Genomic DNA, 17,830 nt, shown 5'->3' on the forward strand with positions numbered 1-17,830 from the left:
TCGCCATGATTGTCGCCAATGTTGGCAGCTACTTTTTTGAAGGGAGACCCGGTGCCCCGCAGCAGTGTCGTGCGTGTCGATGCCGTCACCCTTGTGGAGCGCTCGGCCGCGGCGCTGCGCGGTCTCGGCGCGCCCGATGCCTCGGCACGGTTGCAGGCCGAGCATCTCGTCGAAGCCGAGTTGCGGGGTCACCCGTCCCATGGGCTGCGACGGCTCTTCGTGCTCGCAGCGCGCGTGGATGCCGGCCTCATAGACCCGGCGGCACAGCCGTCGTTCGAGTGGACCGCTCCGAGCGCCCTCGTCGTCGACGGAAACCGCGGTTTCGGCCCGGTCACCGCCTACCTGACGATCGACATGCTCCTGCACCGTGTTCGGCAGACGGGCATTGTGGCGGCGGCGATGCGTCGGACGCACCACCTCGGCATGCTGTCGCCCTATCTGGAGCGCATGGCCGGAAGCGGGTGCATCGGACTCGTCCTTTCATCGACCGAGGGACTCGTCCATCCCTGGGGCGGAGCCGGAGCGCTGCTCGGCACGAACCCCTTGGGCATCGGGGTGCCTGCCGCCGGGAGCCCGCTCACCCTCGACATGTCCACGGGCGCCGTGTCGGCCGGCAAGATCCTCGACTACGCAGCGCGTGGGATGACACTGCCGGAGGGCTGGGCGGTGGATGCCGAAGGCCGATCCACGACGGATGCCGCGCGTGCCGTATCCGGGGCGATCTCGCCGTTCGGCGGCGCCAAGGGCTACGCGCTCGGGCTCAGCCTGGGTGCCGTCGTCGGCGTCCTCACAGGGACCGCGCTCGGCGCCGACGTCCGCGGCACGCTGGACGCCGAGTTCGAGACCACGAAAGGGGACGTGATCGTCGCCATCGATGTGGCGGTCTTCGGCGGGTCGGCTGGGTCGCCTCTGCTCGCCGACTACTTCGCGCAATTGCGCGGCAGCGGAATCGACGGGCGCGCCGTGACGGTGCCCGGTGACCGCGCGCGGGCCAGCCGGGAACTCGCCTTGGCCGACGGTGTCGACGTGAGTGCCGATGTCTGGGATCGGGTCTCCGAACTGCTGGCGAGTCAGGCCGTCGACACGCCCGGTACCGACATGCGCCGAGAGGGGATCACCCCATGAACGAGTCCATCGGCGTTCTGCGCCTGCCGAATGAAGTGCGCTTCGGTTTCGGTGCGCGGGCCGCGATCGCTCCGATCGTCGCCGGGTTCGGCCGGCGGGTGCTGGTGGTGGCCGATCCCTTCATCGCGACGACAGCGGAGTTCGCCGAGGTCGTCGAGGCGATGCGCGCGATCACCGGCAACGTGGAGGTGCTGACCGATGTTCCGCCGGAGCTGCCGAGCGAAAGCGTGCACAGGGCTGGCGCGATCGCAGCCTCCTTCGCGCCAGAGGTCATCGTCGGCTATGGCGGCGGAAGCGCCCTCGACGCCGCCAAACTTGTCGCGGTGCTGGTCACGCACGGCGGTTCCCTCGACGACTATTACGGCGAGAACGCCGTGCCAGGACCGGTCGTGCCCCTCGTCGCGGTGCCCACCACGGCCGGCACGGGCTCGGAGGTCACGCCCGTCGCCGTGATCTCAGACCCCCATCGTGAGCTGAAGGTCGGCATCTCCAGCCCCCATCTCATCCCGCGAGCGGCTGTCGTCGATCCCCAACTGACGATGGACGCACCCGTCGGCGTGACCACCTTCGCCGGCATCGACGCCTTCGTGCACGCCGTCGAGTCCTACACGGCCGCGCAGCTCGAGATCGATCACGCGCACCCGTCGCCCGTCTTCGTGGGGCAGAACCGGCTGACCCATCCGCTGTCGCTCGAGGCGGCTCGCATCATCTTTCGCGCGCTCCCCGTCGCCGTGCGTTCCCCGCACGACCGTCAGGCCCGTGCCGACATGGCCTACGGGAGCCTGCTCGCGGGAATGGCCTTCGGTGCGACGGGAACCCACCTCTCGCACGCTATCCAGTACCCGATCGGTGCCATGACCCACACGCCGCACGGCCTCGGCACGGGCACGCTCCTGCCATACGTCATGCAGGCCTGCGTCGACGCGATTCCCGAGGCCATCGCCACCCTCGGGGAGGCCATGGGAGTGACGGCCGGCGCGGGTGGTGCGACCGCGCACCGGGCGCAGGCCACTGTGGACGCGATCGCGGCGTTCTGCGCCGATGTCGGACTGCCGGCCTCTCTGGCAGAGCTCGGAGTGAGCCGCAACGACAGAGACCGGATCGTGGAGCTCACGCTCCAGGTTGCGCGCCTCGTGGCGATCGCGCCGATCCCCGTCGACCGGGCGCTTCTCGGGCGTCTCGTCGACGCGGCGATCGTAGGCGATCGGAGTCTGCTCGTGGCGCGCCTCCCGACACCAGGACCCGCACAGAGACTCCGACCGAGAGGGCAACCATGAGCTACCACTCGCAACTCTTCATCGACGGTCGATGGCGCGATGGCGCCGACAACGCCACCTTCGATGTCGTCGATCCCGCCGACGGCTCAACGATCTCCTCCTTCGCGGCTGCGACAGAGGCGGATTGCCTGGAGGCGGTGGGAGCGGCGGAGCATGCCCTTCCCGAGTGGAGCGCCACCAGTCCGCGTGCCCGGTCGGAGATCCTCTACAGAGCCTTCGAGATCCTGCGCGAAGAGAAGGACTACCTCACCGAGATCATGGTGCGCGAGAACGGCAAAGCCTGGGCGGATGCCGCGGCCGAGGCGACGTACGCCACAGAGTTCTTCCGCTGGTTCGCCGAGGAGGCCGTCCGCGTTCCCGGCGATTTCCGCCTCTCGCCGAACGGCGACAAGCGGATCGTCGTCACCCGGCAGCCGATCGGCGTCGCACTCCTCATCACGCCGTGGAACTTTCCCGCGGCCATGGCGACTCGCAAGCTTGCGCCAGCGCTGGCGGCAGGATGCACGACCATCCTCAAACCCGCTCGCGAGACCCCTCTCACGGCTGCCTACGTCGTCGATGCGCTGAGTCGCGCAGGGGCGCCGGATGGTGTCGTCAACCTGGTCACCCCGGTGCCGACGGGTCCGCTCGTCGCCACGATGTTGGCGCACCCCGCGGTGCGCAAGCTCTCGTTCACGGGGTCGACCGAGGTCGGCCGCGAGCTGCTGCACGCTTGCGCCGACACCGTCGTGAGCTCGTCGATGGAGCTGGGCGGCAATGCCCCCGTGATCGTGCTTCCCGGTGCCGACATCGACGACGCGGTCGCGGGAGCCCTCGTTGCGAAGATGCGCAACGGCGGATCGGCGTGCACCGCCGCCAACCGCCTCTATGTCCACTCGTCCCTTCACGATGCCTTCGTGTCGCGCTTGGCCGACGCGCTCTCCTCGGTGAGGATCGGTCCTGGCCTCGACCACGGCAACACCCTTGGCGCACTCGTGTCCGTCGCCGAGCGCGACAAGGTCGCGCAGCTCGTGTCGACGGCCGTCGAGGAGGGAGCGCGCATCGTGCGAGGCGGACGCAGTCTCGACGACGGGGCATTCATCGAGGCGACGGTCGTCGACGGTGTGCGTCACGGCGACACCATCAACCGTAGGGAGATCTTCGGCCCGGTGGCCGCCGTCGTCCGCTACGACGACGTCGACGAGGCCGTGCGCATGGCGAACGACACGGAGTTCGGACTGGTTGCCTACGTCTTCGGTCCCGAGGACGACGCGCAGCGCGTCGCCCTGCGCATCGACGCCGGCATGATCGCGGTCAACCGCGGCGTGCTCAGCGACCCGGCAGCGCCCTTCGGCGGCACCAAGCAGAGCGGGCTCGGCCGGGAGGGGGGCTTCGAGGGGATCCTCGAGTTCCTCGAAGAGAAGTACCTCGCACTCAATCTCTGAGAGCACCAATGGACGGGCGATGATGCCCGGAAAGGTCAAGACGACAATGCATAATCACATCTCATGGCGCAAGCGCGGACTGACGATCGCCGCGGCGCTCGCCACAGCCGTCGCGCTCGCCGGATGCACGGGAGGCGGTGCCGGCCCGAAACCGTCCGGCGGCAACGGTGAAGCGGTGCAGGGCGGCGAGTTGACGATCATGTCGGCTGGCGGTGTCCCCAGCTGGGATCCCCTCTTCACATTCGGCACTCTCCCCGGGGTGATCACGGATCGCCTGATAGCCGTCTACGGGCAGCTACTGTACGTGGACCAGACCGGCACCGCCATCCCGAGCATGGCTAAGAGCTTCACCACAGAGAATGGTGGAGCCACGTGGACCGTCGCGATTCGCGACGGCATCACGTTCACGGACGGCACCCCGTACGACGCTGCGGCCGTGAAGTTCAACTGGGACAGGGCTGCCGACCCTGCCAACACGGCATCCATGATGGCGCTGGCGCAGTCGTTCACCAGCGAGGTCGCCGACGAGCTCACTCTGACGCTCACGTCACCGATCCCGAATCCGGTGCTCGACCTGCAGATCGCCGAGCAGCTTCAGCTGATCGCGTCTCCGACGGCCCTGCAGGCCGGCGACTACACGAAGCCGGTTGGCGCCGGTCCGTTCGTCCTCGTCAAGGAAGACAAGCAGGTCGGCGAGGATCTGGCGCGCAACGCCGATTATTTCGAGCAGGGTAAGCCGTACCTCGACACGCTCAAGTACCGCTCGATCGGCGACCCGTCCCAGCGCGTCGAGACGATCGCCTCGGGCGGAGCCCAACTCATGAACGGCTTCCACTCCGACTTCCGCGACTACGAGAACGACGATCGCTTCGCCTTCTTCGAGGTCGAGAACGGCGGCTTCCGCCATTTCGCCTTCAACAACACGCGAGCGCCCTTCGACGATGCGCGTGCTCGGAAGGCGATCTCGCTCGCGGTGAATCCGGAAGAACTCGTGCAGGCGCTGCTCGCCGACCCGACGCAGCTCGGATCGACCACCCTCTTCAACGATGGCTCGCCCTATTACGAAGCCTCGCTGGGGCTGCCGAAGCAGAACCTCCAAGAAGCGCAGAGGCTCGTGGACGAGCTCGTCGCAGACGGTGTCGACATGAACATCGTGGTCGTGCCGGCTGCGATCCCCGAGCTCATCCGCGCCGCCGAATACATGCAACTGTCGCTTCAGCAGCTCAAGGGCGTGACGGTCACCATCGAGCAGATCCAGATCCAGGACTGGCGCTTGCGCACGCAGAGCAACGATGACTTCGACATCACGTTCTACCCCGGCATCTACGATGTGAACCCGGCGCCGACCACCATGACGAACATCTTCCAGACGGGAGGGGCCGACAACTTCCAGAACTCCTCGAGCCCTGAGATGGATGCCGCGCTGGCGGAGCTACGGGCTGCGACCGACGAGGCCGGTCGCACGGCGGCGGTCACGAAGGTGCAGAAGTACTTCGTCGACGAGGTGCCGATCTCGGTCTTCGGCTACGACAACCGGGTCTTCTTCCATCAGGCGAACGTCGGCGGCTTCGTCGCGATCGGTCGTGGCGCGATCCTGCCGCAGGAGCTCCACTACACCGAGTGACGTCGAACATGAGGAGGGGACGCCGTTCGGCGTCCCCTCCGTCGCGTCCGGCTCCGGGTCAGGGGGCTGGGGAGGCTGGCCAGCCCAGAAGGCGTCTGACCGTGCCCCCGAGGATGGCCGCGCGATCGTCCTGGCTGAGCATCTCGTCGTCGCGGATGTAGGAGAAGGACTCGGCCCAAGAACTCCAGTCCAGGTCGATCGTCCAGTCGCTGGCCCACATGATCCGCTCAGCGCCGAACGCCTCGACAATGCGGTGCAGGGCTGTCCGCACGTCCTGGTATGGATACGGCTCCTCGGACAGACGCGTGGCGTGGCCCCATTTCAGGGCGACATTCGGGAACCGGGCGAGCGTCGCGACCTCCTCGAACTGGGCGAACCGGCCCGGGCGCGCTGCACGGGATCCGGGCATGGCGACCCCGAGATGGTCGATGACGACGGTCAATTGCGGATGGTGGCGTGCGATGTGCTCGATCGCGTCGAGCCGCCCGGGGATTCCGATGCCGTTCACCTGGAGGAACACCGGGACGGAATGCCGTTCTGCGAGAGCGAAATAGCGATCGTAGCGTCCTCCCGTCAACTCCTCGGCGAACGCCGCTACGGCTGCGAGGTTCTCGGGTGACTCGCCGGCGCTCGGGGGCTTCGGAACGAAGGGCAGGATCCGCAGCGCGAGCCGCCCAGGGCGCTCGCGGACCGTGGCGATGACCTCCTCCAACCCCGGGTCGTCGGGTTGCACGCGTGTGACGTAGGCGAAGCGGTCGGGATGCCGCGCCACGGCCTCCTCGCCCAGCGGGCTCGTATGCCGCACCGAGCCGCCGGACAGCGGATAGTTGGGCAGGGGGCGACCGTGTTCGTCGAATCCCCAGAATTCGTCGATGACGAGGGCGTCGATCCCTGCGGCGTCCATGGCCACGAGGCCGGCCTGCAGGCCCACCATGTTGAGGTGCACTTGGGCGTCGACGATCTCCACGCGATTCTCCTTCACGGTCGCCGTATTATGTTGACAATAATGGCGTAGATAGCGGCAGGTCATGCCTGTCATGCCCAGTACACTGGGGCGGTGTCGGCCAGGGTGGGGCGTCACACGGAGGTGGGCAATGCCAGCAGCGGATCAGCCGGAACAGGGGACAGTGCGGGTCGAAGTCGTCGACCGCATCGCACACGACATCCGCGACGGCCACTATCACCCTCGTGAGCGGCTGGTCGAAGCCGATCTCGCCCAGACCTACGCCGTCTCGCGGTCGGCGATCCGCTCCGCGCTCATCGAGTTGGCCGCGATAGGACTCGTGGAACGCGAGGCGAATCGGGGAGCGCGGGTTCGACGGGTGTCGATCGACGAGGCGATCGAGAGCACCGAGGTGCGGCTGACGCTGCAGGCGCTGTGCGCCCAGCGTGCAGCCGAGCGCGTCGACGACGGGCAGCGGGATCTCCTGCGAGCCCAGATCGCTCTCCTGCACGAGGGCGTCGATCACGGCGAGGTCGCCGTCTACACCGGTGCCAACGCCGAGATCTCGCGCCTGATCCGAGAGATCAGCGGTCACGGCACCGCGACCAGGATCATCGAGTCGCTGCAGAACCAGGTGAGGTCCAATTGGTATCCCTACCTGCTGCCCGACCGGCGGGTCGAGTCGATGCACGAATACGACAAGGTCGTCGAGGCGGTCATTGAGGGCGATTCGGATGCCGCGTCGGTGGCGGCCCTCGAGCATCGCGCACATGTGCTCGAAGCGCTGAACGGCATTCGCGAGGCCATGCTCAGCGACGCCCATCGGGCCGCGCCAATTCCTCCGTGACGAAGTCCGCGGCGCGCTCGCCGATCATGAGCGAGGTCAGATAGGTGTTCGCGCGTGGCACGACGGGACATATGGAGAGATCGGCGACGGTCAGCCCCCGGATGCCGTGCACGCGCAGGCGGGGATCGACCACGGAGCCGGGATCGGTGTCCGCGCCCATGACCGCACCGCCGCTCAGGTGGGAGGTGTCTGTCGCGCAGCGGAGCAGCCACGCGTCGATCGTCGCGTCGTCCCATCGTGCGTCGACGGGCTCGCCGTTGCGATCGCGGACGATGCGCCCTCCGTGCGACAACAGGGCCGTGGCCGTGCGCAGGGCGTGGCGGCCCGTGGCGAGATCGCGCTCGTCGCCGAGAAGATTGAGGCGGATGCCGCTCGCCACTCGCGGATCGTCCGAAACGATGTGCGACGATCCGCGACTCGCGCAGTGGCCGAGTTTCACTCCGAACGCCACCTCCCGGAAGTCTGGCGACGGGGGATTGGCGGCGACGACGAGCAGGTCTCCGGAACGCGAATGTGCGAGTCCCGACGAGTAGCGCAGCGTGACGTTCCCCCGTGCCCCGTTCGCCGCCGGCTGGGCGGAGTCCAGTCCGGCGGAGAGCCAGAAGCCGACATGATCCTGAATCCCCTCTCCAACGGGCAGTGAGGCGTGCTGTGCGATCCCGAGCCGCGCGAGCAGCTGGTCGGAGCCTATTCCTGAGCGTTCCAACAGCCCGGGTGTCGCGGCGGCGCCTGCGGCCAGCACGACCTGATCGGCCTCGACGACCTGCACTGTTCCGTCCGGCGCCCTCAGCTCGACCCCGACGGCCCGGTTGTCGCGCACGATCACACGCGCGACGAGCCTGTCGGCGTGGACGACGATGCGGCCGTCTTCACGCCAGGGCTCGACGTAACCGTCGTAGCTTGTGACTCGCACCCCCAGCCGAATGTTGCTCGCGGTGCGCGAGACGCCCAGTGCCCCTGGGCGGTTGTAGTCTGGCGCCCAGTCGTGACCGGCAGCGGCTGCGCCGTGGGCGAGCAGCCGGTCTCCGCTGCCCCATTCGTGCTCTCCGCGTCGCACCACCGGGGTCGGTCCTCCGCGGCCGTGATAGGGCGCGGCTCCATAGTCGAGATCGTCCTCGAGGCGGATGAACGCGGGAAGCACGTCGTGCGGACCCCAGCCAGCGCAGCCGAGTTCCGTCCAATGGTCGAACTCATCGTCTGGTGGCCGCACGACGACCAAGCCGTTCAGCGACGATGTGCCCCCCATGCCCCAACCGCGCAGGTAGGGGAGCGCGTCCCGCCCGTCGAATCGCGTGGCCGTGACGTCGGGAAACGCGAACCGGCTCGCCGCGCGGCCGTCCACCCGCCAGGCGAAGATGTCGTCGCTGGGACGCCGAATCTCGTCGTCGCAGGACTCGCTGCGCCAATCGGGGCCGGCCTCGATCAGGTCGACGGTCGAACCGCGCTCGGCGAGCCGGCCCGCCACCGCGCAACCTGCCGAGCCCGCTCCGACGACGATGACGCGTGAGCCCACTACAGGCCCAGCTTGGCGCGCAGTTCCGCGGGCATCCGCTCGACGGGAAAAGGCCACACGTAGTCGGGACCGCCGATCAAGGCCTGATCGACGCGGCCCGCCTCGGCGAGACCGTCGAGGACCTCGCGATCGATAGCCCGCCTCTGGACGGCGACGTCTTGCCGCAGCTCCTCCGCATCGACGACGCCGATCACCACCACATCGATGAGCGGCTCATCGAGGGCGAACGCCATGGCCGCCTCTGGCAGGGCCAGACCCGCGGCGGCGGCGGCATCCTGCATCCTGCCGACCGCCTCGACGACCTCGGGCTGTGCCGCCCAGAAGGAGTAGAGAGGCGCGTCCACGCCGTGGACGCCGGTTCCCAGCAGGTTGCCGGTGAACGGCGAGGTGAGGATCGTGCCGATGTTCCGTTCCTTCGCCTTCTCGAGTAGCCCCGAGGTCTTCGCCGACTGGTTCAGCAGGGTGTACAGACGGGGGAACTGGATGACATCCCACTCGTCGCTCTCCACCGCCGCGAGCAGCGGAGGAAGGGTGCCGGTGGCGATGCCGATGCTGCCGACGAGTCCTTCGTCCTGCAGCCGTCGTAGTTCCGGCAATGCTCCGTCCTTCCCATGGATGACGGCGAGATCGTCCTCGTCGCGCGGGTCGTGCAGCATGAAGAGGGGGATCCGCTCGAGGCCGAAGGCGGTGAGGCTCCGTTCGACGCTGGCCCGTACCTGTGCCCCGGAGAAGCCTTTGCCGTGGCCGAACTTCGTCGAGACGATCAGCTCGTCGGGCGCGTTGTCGAGATCGCGGATGACGTGTCCGAGCATCTCCTCATTGTCGTAGGCCTCCGCCGAGTCGAGCAGGGTGACGCCGAGGTCGAACGCATCCCGGACGAGCGCGGCCACCGCGTCCTCCTCGAGAACCTGCACGGCCGGATGGGAACCGGTGTTGGCCAGGCCCCAGGCGCCGAGGCCGATGCGCGAGGTGGTCAGGCCTGAACGGCCGAGTGTCGTCGTCGTGGCGCTCATCTGTTCACCACATCTTTCAACTCTTCGGGAACGCGGTCGAGCGGAAAGGGCCACACGAAATCAGGTGCCCCCATGAGCCGCTCGTCGACGGCTCCCACCTCGGCGATCGACTCCAACTGCTCGCGCGTGAGCCCCGTGTAGAGGGATTCGACGTTCTGCGTGAGTTCCGCGGGGCTGCGGACGCCTATGACGGCGACATCGATGAGCGGCTCGGAGGCCACATACGCGACGGCGGCCTGTGCGATGGTCACGCCGAGTTCGTCCGTGCGGTCCTGCATTCTGCCGACCGCCTCGATCACCTCGGGCTGCGCGGGCCAGTAGGCGTACAGCGGCTTCTCCACCCCGCGCACCCCTGTGGCCAGGATGTTACCGGTGAACGGTGCGGCGAGCTGGGTGCCCATGCCCTTCTGACGCGCCTTGTCGAGGAGCCCCGAGGTCTTCGCCGCACGGTTGATGAGCGTGTACAGGCGGGGGAACTGGATGACGTCGAACTCCCCGGAGTCGACGGCGCTCTGAAGGGGCAGCATGGTGCCTGTCGCGACGCCGATGCTCCCCACGAGCCCTTCGTCCTGCAATGTCCTCAGACCCTCGAGCGACCCTCCCGGAGCGTAGATCGCCGCCATGTCGTCGGCGTCGCGGGGATCGTGCAGCATCATGAGCGGAATGCTCTGGAGGGAGAGCGCTAAGAGCGATTTCTCGACCGACGCCCGAACGCCGTCGGCGGTGAACGGCTTGCCATGACCGTACTTCGTGGCGATGAGCAGTTCGTCTGGCCTGTTGCGCACTCGGCCGAGCAGACGCCCGAGACGATCCTCGTTCTCATACATGTCGGCGGAGTCGAGGTAGCGGATGCCGGCGTCGAAGGCCGCTTCCAGCACGCCGATGATGGTCTCGTCGTCGCCGATGGTGGCTGCGGCGGCGGCCTTTCCGACCCCCCAGGTGCCGAGAGATAGTTGAGAGGTGGTGATGCCGGTACTGCCGATGGTGACGCTCGGCACGGTGTTCTGTGTCATGGATGCTCCTGGTCTGGTGCTGGCTCAGTCGGGGATGATCACGTCGCCCGTCGAGCGGGCGCGGAGACCGTCCCACACGGACTCGGGTACGTCGCGGCCAGGGGTCGGCTCGCCCTGATTCCCGTGGTTGAGATGTCCGTCGCGCTTGCCGTCCTCCAAGGGCATGGCCATGACGATCGCGTTCATGGCCTCCTCGGGATCGAGGGCACCATGGGCGAAGCCCTTGCCCGCTGCGAGCAGCTCGCCGGGGCCGACCGGGACCTTCAGACCGTTGTAGTCGAGCGTGAAGTGGCCGCGGAAGACCAGCCAGTACTCGTCGCCGTCGTGGTAGTGGTAGTCGCAGGGATTTCCCGGCCGGAACATGCAGATCTCGTTGCGGACCGTGTGGTCCCAGTCGCCCATCACCCGCACGAACTCAGCCATCGACTGTCCCGAGTTCGTGATCGTTGCACCCGTCGCGGGAATGTCGAAGTAGTCCCGTTTGTGCAGGGTGACCCGGCCGTGCTCGGATTCCACCTGGACCTGTCCGCTCACGACCGTGATGCGATCCTTGGCCGTGGTCGGTTGCAGGCGTATGGATGCCTGGAGGGGGCGATCCTGGTAGTAGCCCCAGTACGGCACGTGGCCGCTCTCGTCGGCGGTGATCGAGTGGTTGTTCGTGACCATGGTGCGACCGAGGTGGTGGAACTCGAAGTCGTGGATCTCGACCCAGGGGAGTCGCTCGGTTTGCAGGGTCTCGCGGGTGTAGATGGGCATGGTGGTCCTTTCGAGTGGCGGTCGGCTCAGACGGCGCGAGCCGACTCGCGCAGGCTCTGGTTTTTGAATGCGGCTATCTCGGCCTCGACGTAGTCCTCCACCGGTATGCGCTCGACGCCGGACTCCGCATGGATGCCGTCCACGCCGGTATGCGCATAGAGGAAGTCGGTCGATTCCGGGGTCCCGAACGGGCCACCGTGCGCCAGGACGAGCACCTCGGGATTCGCGCCCTTCGCGGCATCCACGATCGCCTGGACGTGTTCGGCGGCCTGCTCGATGGTCTGCGAGTCCTCCGGCCCGCGACGGCCGCCGAAGGTGAGACCGCAGCGGGCGATCACCAGGTGGGCGCCCGCGTCGGCCGTGCCCTTCGCGAGCTCGACGGTGTACGCCTGACCGACTGTGTAGAGGCCTCGGTCACGGGCAGCGGTGATGAGTTCGAACTCGCGGTCCGTCCCCTCGCCGACGTCTTTGCGGGCTTCGCCCCAGCCGGGGAACGTCCCGACGGTGGGAAAGTTGGTCACGCCGTCGAAGCCGACCTCGATGAACTGGTCGATCACCCGGCTCAGCCGACGACGGGAACCGTCGGTGGCTTCGATCCCCGCGATCAACGGGGTTCTCTCCACCACGTTGTCGATCTCGGGGAGCATGTCGAGCGTCATCTGCGTCGCATTGCCGATGTTGACCGTCGTCGGCACCCCGAGATGCCGCGACCTGCCGGAGGCGGTTACGAAGATGAGATCGACACCCGCCACCTCGGCGCATTTGGCGATGATGCCGACACCGGCGGTCACGCTGACGATCGGGGCTCCTGCGGCTCTTGTGGCGGCGAGGCGATCGATGATGCTCTGCTGGGTGAAGTCGCGTTCGGCGATCATGATTGTCCTGTCTTTCACGAATGCGGATGGGTCAGGCGTCGGCGGTCAGGCGACGGCTCTTGAATGCGGTCACCGTGTCGATCACGGCACGCTCGACCGGGATACGCTCGGCGCTCGAGGCGCCGAGGAAGCCCTGCGAGTCGGTGTGGGTGTAGAGGTAGCCGGTGTCGTCCGGCGACGAGATGGGTCCGCCGTGCGAGAGGCAGATGATGTCTGGATTCTCCTTGCGTGCGAGCTGTATGAGGTTCTGCACGTGCTCGGCGCTCGCCTCCAGGGTCATGGCCGAGACGCCCGCGCCCGCGAGGCCGCCGGTCGTCCAGCCGGCGTGCGGAACGATGACGTCGCATCCGGCGGCGGCCAGGCCGATCGTCTGCTCCTCGGTGTATCCGTAGCAGATCGTGAAGTAGTCGCGATCGCGGGCGATCTTGACCATCTCGAAGTCTCGGCGAAGGCCGAGGCCGACACTCGCCCGATCCGCGCCCCGCACGGGGTCGGGTCCGACCGTCGGGAAGTTGATGAGACCGTCGTATCCGGTCTCGTAGTAGTCGTCCACGAGTCGGTGGAGGTCGAGATACGTAGGGTCCTGGGCCTCGGCTCCGCCGACGATCGGGCAGTCGGCGACGACGTTGGAGATCTCGGAGTACATCGCGAGCGTCGTCGGGTTGGCATGGTTGAGCAGGTGGCTCGTTGGCAACCCCATGAGGCGCGTGCGGCCGGTGTTGTAGACGATGATGATGTCGGCGCCGCCCGCTGCGGCGGATGAGGCGATGAGCCCCGAACTGCTACCGGCGCCGATGACCGGCTTGCCGGCGGCGATCTGCTCGCGAAGCCTGTCCAGGATCTGAGTACGGGTGAATCGGGGCATGGTCATTCCTTCGGTGAAGCGGTGTCTAACAGCCTGAGCAGGGTGGAGGCGGCGAGCCGGGCGAAAGCCTCGTCGTTGATGTGGTCGGAGGTCGTGGTCACGGAGATGCTGGGGTGTATCGTCGCTCTGACGGCCTCGTCGAACGCGGCGTCGGCGTCCGCGTCTGCGAAGACGCCGCCTACGGCATCGAGTGAGGAGAATCCGCCGCGCGGGATGAGGACGGCGACCGGCCCAGTCGACCGGTTCAGCTTCTCGGCGATCCACGACCCGACGGCCGCGCTCTCGGCGCGACTGGTTCGAACGAGAGGGACCGTCGGCAGATGCCAGTGGATGGCGCGGTCGGCGTAGCGGTCGGGAACCGGCGGCGGCACATTGATGACGTCGACGGCGCCGGGGACGATGAGCTGAGGGACGCCACGGACACCGGCGGCCTCCAGTCGCAGCGGGCCAGCGTCGCAGAGGCCGCCGACGAGATGGTCCGTCACCTCGGTCGTCGTCCAGTCCACGACCCCGTCGAAGCGTCCATCCGCGATGAGGCGTTCCATGGTGCGTCCGCCCGCGCCTGTCGCGTGGAACACCACCACGTCGCAGCCCGCCTCTTCGAGGGTTCGCCGCACGATGTCCCCGCCGGTCGTGGTGACGCCGAACATGGTCATGGCGATGGTACGGCGCGCTCGGACCGGGCGGGTTCGCGGAACGCACGCCATCCCCGCGATCGCGGCGGCGGCATTGTCGAGTACCGTGCACAACAGGCTGTTCAGGCCCGCTACGTCGACGACGCTCGGCATGAGGGTGATGTCGTTCTCGCCGCTGCTCTTCACGACGGTCGTGAGCACGAGTTTGGGAAAACCGAAGGGCAGCTCCGCGAAAGCCTCCTGAGAGATCCAGCCGCCGGTTCCTCCGCCGATGCCGATGACGCCGTCGAGGCGTTCGGCGGACGCCTCTCGGGCTAGCCAGGTTCCGGCGGCGTGAGCCGTCGTCTCCATGGCGGAGGCGCGGTCGTCGCCCGCGGCATCCGTCGCCCCGAGCGTTGCCAGCATCGCGCGCGTGACATCCGCGTCGCGAGGTGAGGCTCCGGTGAGCGCCGTGTCGACGAGCACGGTCTGCACCCCGTGCAGGTGCAGGCGCTCCACCAGGTAGCGCGCCTCGAGCCCCTTGGTGTCGAGAGTCGCCACGACGGCCACCCGAGGTGCATCGGAGGCGGGTGCGGTGGTGCCGATCATCGGTGAGAACTCCGTCGTTCGTAGCTGTCATGGATCCGGATGCACCGTCGGCGACCGGTGAGCATCAACTTACGACCGAGTCGGCAACTGTGTCAACATCATTGTTGACAATATTGTTCATTCTAGCGGTAATCGTTGACCGAGGGTCGAGCGGTACGCGGTGAGCATGGCGATGATCCGGCCCAGATGCTCGGTCATGAGCTCGTGCGCTCGAACTCCGTCGCGAGCGAGGATCGCGTCGGCGATGGTGACGTGATCGTTGAGGGAGTCGCTGAAGCTCCCCGCCTCGAACGCCGCCGGAAAGTGGCGTTGCAGATTGTGTCGTCGGATGCTGCGAAGCTCGCGGGTCATGCTCTCGTGTCGTGAGATGCGCATGAGGCATTCGTGGAACTCGACGCTCTCGGATCGGTATCGGTGAGGCGAGTCGGAGGCCACGGCGTCGGCCATCGCTCGAACATGCCGGCTCAGCGCGACCCGATCCTCCTCTGTGGCGCGAAGGGCCGCGTAGCTGCTGCAGAGGGACTCGAGCGCGAGCCTGACCTCGGCGATCTCGATGGCCTCCTCGACGGTGAGGCCCCTGACGTGGGCTCCACGATTGGGCAGGCGTTCGACGAGTCCATCGGCGGAGAGCAGCACCAGGGCTTCGCGGACCGCCGCGCGGGCGCATGAATAGCGCTGCACGAGCTCGCTCTCGACGAGGCGCTCGCGAGGCATGAAGACTCCACGAGTGAGATCGTCGCGCATCTGTTCGGCGAGCCGGCCTGCGGCATCTCGCGCATCCATGGAGCCACCTCCCCTGGAATCCCGGGCTGTCTCCGTCAGTGTATTCGACCGTTGTCATTCGTGCCAACAAAATCGTCAACAATATAGTTGACGCAATGGGCGCCGCCATCTAAGCTCCCAAATACATCACCCGGCACGCGCTCTGCGCGTCCCCCCATGCATCGAGGAGGCTGCAGGTGCCGCTCTACGCGAACCGTCAGGAACTCAAGAACCGTCCGGAGAGTGAATCGTGGGTCGACATCGACGATGTCGAGTTCTTCACCCTCGGCAACGCAGATCGGCTCGCTGAGGGTGAGGAGCCGCCTGCCTCACGCTGGCCAGACCCCATCGACGACGCGGAGGCGAGTCTGCATACGACCCACGACATTCCCGTCGCGCGTCGTATCGTGCCGACGACGCCGAAGGAACGGATCATCGTCGTGTCTGGCGAGGCATATGTCGAGACCGAGACTGCTCGCGCAACCCTCAAGAAGATGCAGTGGATCGACGTCCCGGCCGGCGGCGCCATCGTGCGCAACGCGCTGAACCCGGGCCCAGAGGGGCACCGAGGCCAAGTCGAGATCGCGCGCATCGCCGGACGCTGGGGAGAAGCGGTCCGGACCGCGATCTTCACCTTCGGTCCCGGCCGGCCGTGCGACTACCACTATCACGACGGAGACGAGTATTGGTTCGTCTTCCGCGGCCACTTCACCCTCCGCTATCGCGGTCAGGACCATGAGGTGCAGCCCGGTGCCATCCTCGCTGCAGGCATGGGCGAGGAGCATGGCGTGGTCGACCCGTCCGAGACCTTCGAGGGAATCGGTTTCGCCACGCAGCTGGAGGGGCGAAAGCGAGACGGCCACCTGTGGCGCGCAGTCCACGGCGAGCCCGTCGAGACGCGCTGAGTCCCATCCCAGCATCCAGAACAACCGAAACCAGCACCGAAAGAGAGTACGTCAATGAAGATGTCACACCTCCGGTTCGCAGCGGCGTTCGTCGCGAGCGCGCTGCTCCTCTCAGGCTGCGGCGGAACGGCCGATCCAGCGCCGACGGAGACCGCCGCGGGCGAGACGCCCGTCGCGGGCGGCGATTTGTCGATCCTTGTCGCTTCCGGCATGACGAACTGGGATCCCGGCGCATCCACCGGCTCGTTCCCCGGCGTCGTGTGGGACCGCCTGTATGCGGTCTATGGCGCCCTCATCACGGTCGACGTCGACGGACGGGTCCAACCCGGCCTCGCCGAGAGTCTCACCACCGACGACGGCGGGACGACGTGGACGCTCACCCTACGCGACGGCCTCGCCTTCACCGACGGGACGACTCTCGACAGCGGCGCGGTCAAGGCCAACTGGGACCGCTTCGCCGAACCGGCCAATGCCCTCGGCGCGGCGCGCATCGCGAGCACTTTCACCTCGAAGGTGGTGGACGCCACGACGCTCGCCATCACGCCGTCCACGAAGAATCCGATTCTGGACAAGCAGATCGCGGATGCCATTCCCTTCGTCGCGTCGCCGGCCACGTTCCCGGCCGGCCCGGGTCCGTATACCACCCCTGTCGGAGCCGGCCCCTACGTGCTCGAGAAATGGGACCCTGCCGTCGGCGAGACCCTCGTCAAGAACGCCGACTACTACGACGACGGACTGCCCTACCTCGACAGCCTCACCTTCACGCTCGTCGCCGACCCCGCACAGCGGGTGAGCACGGTCGTCCAGGGCGGCGCACAGAGCATGAACGGCTATCCGTTCCAGTTCATCTCGGACAAGGACAACCCGGCGGTCTCGACATTCGCGGTCGCGTCCGGTGGTGTCCGTCATCTGGTCTTCAACACCCAGAGCGATCTGTTCGGCGAGCTCCGGGCGCGACAAGCCGTGCAACTCGCCATCGATCCTGCAGAACTCGTGCAGACGCTCACGCAAGATCCCAGTGCACTCGGCGGCACGAGTCTGTTTCCCGAAGACTCTCAGTACTACGACGCCTCGGCGGTGCTGCCGAAGCGGAACCTTGAGAAGGCGCAGGCGCTCGTCGACGAACTGAAGGCCGAGGGGGCCGACCTTCAGGTCGACATCCTGGTCGCCGCCGTGCCGGAGCTGGTCCGTGCCGGCGAGCTGCTCCAACTCACCCTGCAGCAACTCGACGGGCTCACTGTCACCGTGAACCAGATCCCGATCCCCGAGTGGCGGGCCGAGGCATTCGACAAGGACAACTTCGACATCACCTTCTACCCCGGCGTCTTCGATCTCAACAGCCCCGAGGTGGGAATGGCGAATCTGTTCGGGAAAGGCGGCCTCGACAACGTGGCCAACTTCGGAAACGACGATATGAACGCGGCGATCGACAAGGCGCAGAAGGCGACGAGCGATGAGGCTCGTGTGGACGCCATTCGTGCGGTGCAAGAGGTGTATGTGCGCGAGATCCCCATCGTGGCGTTCGGCATCGACCACCGCACCTTCCTCCACGGGGCGGATGTCACGGGCTTCGCCTCCATGGGACGCGGAGCGCTGTACACCGATCGGCTCGGGTACGTAGCCGAGTAGCGATACCGGCGGGGTCGGGAGATGAATCGGTCCCCG

16 protein-coding genes are annotated in these 17,830 nt (G+C 67.2%); 7 read left to right on the forward strand and 9 right to left on the reverse strand.

Features of this window, described 5'->3' with window-relative positions:
* Positions 1–51: 51 nt before the first annotated feature.
* Genes ACFQB0_RS13345 through ACFQB0_RS13360 form a run of 4 tightly spaced genes read left to right on the forward strand, consistent with a single transcriptional unit; the run spans position 52 to position 5,450 of the window.
* Positions 52–1,125 (forward strand): Ldh family oxidoreductase, encoded by a 1,074-nt coding sequence (locus tag ACFQB0_RS13345; RefSeq protein WP_386732514.1) that lies wholly within the window; start codon positions 52–54, stop codon positions 1,123–1,125.
* On the forward strand, positions 1,122–2,402 hold the full coding sequence (locus ACFQB0_RS13350; RefSeq protein ID WP_386732517.1) for an iron-containing alcohol dehydrogenase: 1,281 nt from the start codon (positions 1,122–1,124) through the stop codon (positions 2,400–2,402). The genes ACFQB0_RS13345 and ACFQB0_RS13350 overlap by 4 nt, the downstream gene beginning before the upstream one ends.
* Complete coding sequence (locus tag ACFQB0_RS13355) at positions 2,399–3,826, forward strand: NAD-dependent succinate-semialdehyde dehydrogenase (protein ID WP_386732520.1); 1,428 nt, start codon at positions 2,399–2,401, stop codon at positions 3,824–3,826. The genes ACFQB0_RS13350 and ACFQB0_RS13355 overlap by 4 nt, the downstream gene beginning before the upstream one ends.
* A 46-nt stretch (positions 3,827–3,872) precedes the next feature.
* The gene (locus tag ACFQB0_RS13360) at positions 3,873–5,450 is read left to right on the forward strand and encodes an ABC transporter substrate-binding protein (RefSeq protein ID WP_386732522.1); all 1,578 of its coding nucleotides are present in this window, start codon (positions 3,873–3,875) and stop codon (positions 5,448–5,450) included.
* A gap of 58 nt (positions 5,451–5,508) precedes the next feature.
* Here the strand turns inward: ACFQB0_RS13360 and ACFQB0_RS13365 are convergent, their stop codons facing one another.
* The gene (locus ACFQB0_RS13365; protein WP_386732524.1) at positions 5,509–6,417 is read right to left on the reverse strand and encodes an amidohydrolase family protein; all 909 of its coding nucleotides are present in this window, start codon (positions 6,415–6,417) and stop codon (positions 5,509–5,511) included.
* 127 nt (positions 6,418–6,544) lie between these two features.
* On the opposite strand from ACFQB0_RS13365, the gene ACFQB0_RS13370 reads away from it, so the two are divergent.
* The gene (locus tag ACFQB0_RS13370) at positions 6,545–7,240 is read left to right on the forward strand and encodes a GntR family transcriptional regulator (RefSeq protein WP_386732526.1); all 696 of its coding nucleotides are present in this window, start codon (positions 6,545–6,547) and stop codon (positions 7,238–7,240) included.
* Here the strand turns inward: ACFQB0_RS13370 and ACFQB0_RS13375 are convergent.
* The 8 genes from ACFQB0_RS13375 to ACFQB0_RS13410 all read right to left on the reverse strand — a co-directional run bounded on the left by ACFQB0_RS13375 (position 7,203) and on the right by ACFQB0_RS13410 (position 15,281).
* The gene (locus ACFQB0_RS13375; RefSeq protein WP_386732529.1) at positions 7,203–8,753 is read right to left on the reverse strand and encodes a GMC family oxidoreductase; all 1,551 of its coding nucleotides are present in this window, start codon (positions 8,751–8,753) and stop codon (positions 7,203–7,205) included. The genes ACFQB0_RS13370 and ACFQB0_RS13375 overlap by 38 nt on opposite strands.
* The gene (locus tag ACFQB0_RS13380; RefSeq protein WP_386732531.1) at positions 8,753–9,766 is read right to left on the reverse strand and encodes an aldo/keto reductase; all 1,014 of its coding nucleotides are present in this window, start codon (positions 9,764–9,766) and stop codon (positions 8,753–8,755) included. The genes ACFQB0_RS13375 and ACFQB0_RS13380 overlap by 1 nt, the downstream gene beginning before the upstream one ends.
* Complete coding sequence (locus ACFQB0_RS13385) at positions 9,763–10,779, reverse strand: aldo/keto reductase (RefSeq protein WP_386732534.1); 1,017 nt, start codon at positions 10,777–10,779, stop codon at positions 9,763–9,765. Before ACFQB0_RS13385 ends, ACFQB0_RS13380 begins: the two co-directional genes overlap by 4 nt.
* Before the next feature lie 24 nt (positions 10,780–10,803).
* Positions 10,804–11,535 carry a hypothetical protein gene (locus ACFQB0_RS13390; RefSeq protein WP_386732536.1) on the reverse strand — a complete coding sequence of 244 codons (732 nt, stop codon included), beginning with the start codon at positions 11,533–11,535 and terminating at the stop codon, positions 10,804–10,806.
* A gap of 26 nt (positions 11,536–11,561) precedes the next feature.
* Positions 11,562–12,410 carry a phosphoenolpyruvate hydrolase family protein gene (locus ACFQB0_RS13395; RefSeq protein WP_386732538.1) on the reverse strand — a complete coding sequence of 283 codons (849 nt, stop codon included), beginning with the start codon at positions 12,408–12,410 and terminating at the stop codon, positions 11,562–11,564.
* A 31-nt stretch (positions 12,411–12,441) separates the two neighbouring features.
* Positions 12,442–13,275, reverse strand: a complete 834-nt coding sequence (locus ACFQB0_RS13400; RefSeq protein WP_386732540.1) for a phosphoenolpyruvate hydrolase family protein — start codon at positions 13,273–13,275, stop codon at positions 12,442–12,444.
* Positions 13,276–13,277: 2 nt separating this feature from the next.
* Positions 13,278–14,498 (reverse strand): Tm-1-like ATP-binding domain-containing protein, encoded by a 1,221-nt coding sequence (locus ACFQB0_RS13405; RefSeq protein WP_386732542.1) that lies wholly within the window; start codon positions 14,496–14,498, stop codon positions 13,278–13,280.
* A 117-nt stretch (positions 14,499–14,615) separates the two neighbouring features.
* Positions 14,616–15,281, reverse strand: coding sequence for a GntR family transcriptional regulator (locus tag ACFQB0_RS13410; RefSeq protein WP_386732544.1), 666 nt, complete (start codon positions 15,279–15,281; stop codon positions 14,616–14,618).
* Positions 15,282–15,457: 176 nt separating this feature from the next.
* On the opposite strand from ACFQB0_RS13410, the gene ACFQB0_RS13415 reads away from it, so the two are divergent.
* Both ACFQB0_RS13415 and ACFQB0_RS13420 read left to right on the forward strand, forming a co-directional pair.
* On the forward strand, positions 15,458–16,165 hold the full coding sequence (locus tag ACFQB0_RS13415) for a cupin domain-containing protein (RefSeq protein WP_386732547.1): 708 nt from the start codon (positions 15,458–15,460) through the stop codon (positions 16,163–16,165).
* Positions 16,166–16,219: 54 nt separating this feature from the next.
* Complete coding sequence (locus ACFQB0_RS13420) at positions 16,220–17,794, forward strand: ABC transporter substrate-binding protein (RefSeq protein ID WP_386732549.1); 1,575 nt, start codon at positions 16,220–16,222, stop codon at positions 17,792–17,794.
* The last annotated feature ends 36 nt before the right edge of the window (positions 17,795–17,830 follow it).

It is taken from the genome of Luethyella okanaganae, assembly GCF_042660285.1.
In the GTDB taxonomy this organism is placed as follows: Bacteria; Actinomycetota; Actinomycetes; order Actinomycetales; family Microbacteriaceae; genus Luethyella; species Luethyella okanaganae.

Bases quoted from the DNA above. Each gene is read 5' to 3' on its own strand.
- ACFQB0_RS13350 (WP_386732517.1), top strand. From the start codon at position 1,122: ATGAACGAGTCCATCGGCGTTCTGCGCCTGCCGAATGAAGTGCGCTTC.
- ACFQB0_RS13355 (WP_386732520.1), top strand. From the start codon at position 2,399: ATGAGCTACCACTCGCAACTCTTCATCGACGGTCGATGGCGCGATGGC.
- ACFQB0_RS13360 (WP_386732522.1), top strand. From the start codon at position 3,873: ATGCATAATCACATCTCATGGCGCAAGCGCGGACTGACGATCGCCGCG.
- ACFQB0_RS13370 (WP_386732526.1), top strand. From the start codon at position 6,545: ATGCCAGCAGCGGATCAGCCGGAACAGGGGACAGTGCGGGTCGAAGTC.
- ACFQB0_RS13380 (WP_386732531.1), bottom strand. From the start codon at position 9,766: ATGAGCGCCACGACGACGACACTCGGCCGTTCAGGCCTGACCACCTCG.
- ACFQB0_RS13385 (WP_386732534.1), bottom strand. From the start codon at position 10,779: ATGACACAGAACACCGTGCCGAGCGTCACCATCGGCAGTACCGGCATC.
- ACFQB0_RS13390 (WP_386732536.1), bottom strand. From the start codon at position 11,535: ATGCCCATCTACACCCGCGAGACCCTGCAAACCGAGCGACTCCCCTGG.
- ACFQB0_RS13395 (WP_386732538.1), bottom strand. From the start codon at position 12,410: ATGATCGCCGAACGCGACTTCACCCAGCAGAGCATCATCGATCGCCTC.
- ACFQB0_RS13400 (WP_386732540.1), bottom strand. From the start codon at position 13,275: ATGCCCCGATTCACCCGTACTCAGATCCTGGACAGGCTTCGCGAGCAG.
- ACFQB0_RS13405 (WP_386732542.1), bottom strand. From the start codon at position 14,498: ATGATCGGCACCACCGCACCCGCCTCCGATGCACCTCGGGTGGCCGTC.
- ACFQB0_RS13410 (WP_386732544.1), bottom strand. From the start codon at position 15,281: ATGGATGCGCGAGATGCCGCAGGCCGGCTCGCCGAACAGATGCGCGAC.
- ACFQB0_RS13420 (WP_386732549.1), top strand. From the start codon at position 16,220: ATGAAGATGTCACACCTCCGGTTCGCAGCGGCGTTCGTCGCGAGCGCG.